Below are 4,243 nucleotides of genomic sequence, written 5' to 3'. Positions count from 1 at the left end.
CGTGCGGGAGGAACTCGATGCGTTTGTGGCGAAACGCCAGGAGGAGATTTCGCCAAGCCTTGCCTAACCGGCAGGCCTGATCTCGTAGGATGTTAGGTGTCCAAGTGGGCGCAGTTCGGCAGAACAGGACCTAGTGAACCTTGGGACGATGGCAACATGAAGCAGGGAGAAGTGCGCACCTGTCGGTAATGGTGCGACCCTGCTTAGGAGTAGAAGAGTAGCTTTACCTGCTGTAGGGCCTGCGGAAACCGGAGCACCTAATTTTGCCCACGACTAATTTTAGCGCGATGCCGCGATATTCCCCAGCACTCTGTCGGAGTAATAGGCGGCGCAAGTTTTCGAGCGGGAAAGCTGCTGGAGAAGAGCAATATGGGTAAGTGCGGAATACTAGATCCTTTTGAGTGCGGGGTAATCCCTCTTGCTGAATGGATGACTATCGGACTGCGCTGGGTCGTTGATCACTACAGGCCCTTGTTCCAATCGATCAAGGCGCCCTTCGACCTGCTGCTGCAGTGGTTCGGCTTGGCGCTCCATTCGGTCCCGCCGGTGGTGATGATCATCGTCGTGGGCCTGGCAGCTTGGCAGTTCGGCGGGCGGAAGGTCGCCGGGGTTATCGTCGGCGCTCTCGTCTTTATGGGGCTCATCGGGGTCTGGCAGGACGCCATGACGACGCTTTCGATTGTGCTGACTTCGCTAGTCGTCGCGGTGATGCTTGGCATTCCGCTCGGCATCTGGGCGGCGCGGAGCGAGCGGATGTTTGTGGTCATGCGCCCCATCCTAGACGGGATGCAGACCATTCCGGCATTCGTCTATCTGGTTCCCATTGTGATGCTCTTCGGCATCGGTAACGTGCCGGGCGTGATCGTTACGGTAATTTTTGCGGTCGCGCCGCTGATCCGCCTCACGAACCTGGGCATACGCCAGGTACCGGAAGAGGTGATTGAAGCCATGCGGGCCTTCGGCGCTACCGAGCGTCAGCTACTGTGGAAGGCACAGCTGCCGCTTGCGCTACCCACCATCATGGCCGGCATTAACCAGACGCTGATGATGTCGCTATCGATGGTGGTCATCGGCTCGATGATCGCTGTTGGGGGACTGGGCCAGACGGTGCTGCGCGGCATCGGCCGCCTTGATGTAGGCTTGGCGACGGTCGGTGGCCTGGGCATCGTCGCGCTGGCCATCGTGCTTGATCGCTTGACGCATTCGCTGTCGACACAGAAGCGGAGACCAGGCGAACTCTGGCGTCAAGGTCCGGTGGGACTCGTCAGAGCTGTCACGGTAAAAAGTAATCATAGAGGCTGAGCAATTTGCTCACACAGAAAGGGAGGAAACGATGAAGATTAAATGTATGGTGCTGGCCATAGCTGTGATGGCCAGCTATGCCGTGCCGGCAATGGCTGATCAGGTCAAGCCGGCCTGGAGCGGAGCGACAGAAGAGCTATTCCAGACATTTATCGTCGATGAGGGCCTCAAAGAACTCGGCTATGACGTGGCCGACCTGACCCAGGTTCAAGTTCAACTGGCGCACACCGCCGTGGCCAACGGCGATCTCACCTTCTATCCGGTGCACTGGGTCCCGCTCCACGACTCCTTCTGGAAAGCGTCAGGCGGCGACGAAAAGCTAATGAGCGTCGGCACCCTGATTAAGAACAGCTTCCAAGGCTATCTGATCGACAAAAAAACGGCCGATGCCACTGGCATCAAGTATCTTGAAGACCTTAAGGACCCCGAGAAGGCCAAGCTCTTCGACATCGACGGGAATGGAAAGGCAGACCTCTACGGTTGCGAACCGGGCTGGGGCTGCGAACGCGTGATCGAGCATCAGCTCGATGCCTATGGCCTGCGCGATACCGTCGAGGAAAAGCAAGGCGGCTATTTCGCGATCATTCCTGACGCGATCGAACGCATTAAGGCTGGCAAGCCGACTCTGTACTACACTTGGACGCCGTTGTGGGTTTCTGCCATTCTCCGTCCGGGCAAGGAAGTTGTCTGGCTCAACGTCAAGAATACCTCTCTTCCCGATGGCGAGACAGGCAATACAGTTGTTGAAGGCCTCGGGAATCTTGGCTTTCCCGTGAACGATCAGAAGATCATCGCCAACACGACTTGGCTGAACGCCAACCCGAAGGCCAAGAAGTTCTTTGAACTCGTGCAGATTCCGATTGAAGACGTCAATGCGGAAAATCGCCAGGTTGCCAATGGCGAAAAGAGCAACGAGCAGATCATGAAACACGCAACCGACTGGATCGCCGTTCATCAGGCTGACTGGGACAAGTGGATCGCTGAAGCCAAGGCTGCCAAGTAAGGCTCTGAGCTTACCCAATCGGCCGGCGGAATCCGCCGGCCGATCATGGTCTGAACACAGGGCACAACATAATACCGAGAGTTCCGCACATGACTGCTCCCGCCATCGTCTGCTCCGGCTTGTGGAAGATTTTCGGAACGCGCAAAGGGGAAGCCCTCGCCGCGGCGCGCGATCGCGGCTTCAGCAAGAGGCAAGTCCTTGAAGAATTCGAATGCGTCCTGGGTGTGGCCGATGTGTCCTTCTCGGTCGAGGCCGGCGAGATCTTCTGCATCATGGGACTGTCCGGCTCAGGCAAATCCACGCTCGTCCGCCATCTCAATCGGCTGATCGAACCAACCGCAGGCGAGGTCCGGATCGGCGGCAATGCCATCAACAAACTTTCGCCGTCGGAACTCCGCGAACTCCGCTCAGAGACGGTCGGTATGGTGTTCCAGCACATGGCGCTGCTGCCTCACCGCACCGTCTATGACAATGTTTCGCTCAGCCTCGAACTCCGCGGCAAATCACGCAAGGAGTGCCGCCGCGTGGCGGAAGAAAACCTCAAACTCGTTGACTTGAGCGGTTGGGGCGAGCGTTACCCGGATGAACTCTCGGGCGGGATGAAGCAGCGGGTGGGGCTTGCCCGTGCCATGGCGGCAGACCCGCAGATCCTGTTACTGGACGAGCCGTTCTCAGCGCTCGACCCCTTGATCCGCCGCCAGCTCCAACAGCAGTTCCTGGACCTCGCGAAGGTCGTCCAGAAAACAACGGTCTTTATCACGCACGACCTCGACGAAGCCATTCGCCTGGGCGATCGTATTGCGATCATGAAGGATGGAAAGTTCGTTCAAGTGGGAACGCCCGAAGACATCGTCACCGCACCGAAGGACCGGTATGTCGCTGATTTCGTGTCCGGCATTTCGCTACTCAATCTTGTCACTGCCAGGAAGATCATGCAGCCGCGGGAAAGCATAGCGATGCTTTCTGAGAAGAAATTCCAGGCGCTCCCCCGCGTGCAAACCACCGATAAGCTCTCCGCTGTGGTCAGCACCGCTGCGGATGCCGGCGATCTGGTCGCAGTCTACGACGGCGGGGAGCCGGCGGGCGTCATCACCCGACGCGCCCTGTTTTCAGGAATTCAAGGCATGATATCGAGCCCCGATACCGTGAGTGGTCTGAATTTGGGGAAAGCTTACCAGTACGGGGGCAACTCTGCCCCCTCAATCCGCCCACCAACGCCAAGTAGATCAATCAACGTTGACGCTGCTCTCTCTGCTCACAGCAGCGAAGGCAAAAAATGAATTGTTGTCCTGGGTGTAGATGAAGTGCCGGCACGGTGAAGGCTCGGTAAGATTGCGCTCAAAACGTTCTGGATGAATAAGGCCCGGCGCCCTGAATGTTGAACGACCTGAAACTACTTTCGTGAAATTGCTTCCGCCCCCATTCGTCGCAGTGACTTGCGCTTGAAAGAGGTGCGCGGCCCGGGCGATCTGCGCGTCGTGAACGCCGATGGGCCTCAAATCCGCACGCCGATTTTGCGAAGTAGCTAGGTGCTCTGGAACACGTACCTCACGGCCGACTCTGACGCTTTCAAATCCGTCCGTCTCACGGAAGACTTGTACCTCACACCTGCTTGTGGTCTATCTAGTCTAGCGACGACTTGGGCGAGACATCTGCTCGCAAGACCTTGAGCCGCTCCACCGCCGTTATGAGCTGAGACCTCTCGGGCCTTCGCTGGCCAACGTCACCACTTTCAACTTCTCCCGACGAGAGAGGACAATTGCAATGCCCCTTGTGAACCGCTTGACTTACAACTGCTCGCGTTCACCTATTCGAAGCCGTATCGTCTGCGAAGATGCGTGTGCCGCGACTCGACCTGGTGCTAGAGCGGGATGAATTGAGTCTGAATCGAAGGGGATTCCCGAAGGCGAGCAAATCTGATTCAACCTGCTGGCTGGG

3 protein-coding genes are annotated in these 4,243 nt (G+C 57.7%); all 3 read left to right on the top strand.

Annotation, left to right across the window (positions count from 1 at the left end; all coding sequences use genetic code 11):
- The first annotated feature begins 429 nt into the window (after nt 1-429).
- Entirely contained in the window at nt 430-1,302 is an 873-nt protein-coding gene (locus AC0L2K_RS34635) for an ABC transporter permease (protein WP_473533612.1), read from the top strand.
- 31 nt (nt 1,303-1,333) lie between these two features.
- Nucleotides 1,334-2,305, top strand: coding sequence for a glycine betaine/L-proline ABC transporter substrate-binding protein ProX (gene proX, locus AC0L2K_RS34630; protein ID WP_473533611.1), 972 nt, complete (start codon nt 1,334-1,336; stop codon nt 2,303-2,305).
- A gap of 89 nt (nt 2,306-2,394) precedes the next feature.
- Nucleotides 2,395-3,585 carry a quaternary amine ABC transporter ATP-binding protein gene (locus AC0L2K_RS34625; protein ID WP_473533610.1) on the top strand — a complete coding sequence of 397 codons (1,191 nt, stop codon included), beginning with the start codon at nt 2,395-2,397 and terminating at the stop codon, nt 3,583-3,585.
- Nucleotides 3,586-4,243: the final 658 nt, after the last annotated feature.

The organism is Mesorhizobium sp. WSM4817, assembly GCF_055811135.1.
Note: the sequence above shows the minus strand (reverse complement) of the source record. Positions and strands in the feature narration are given on the sequence as shown.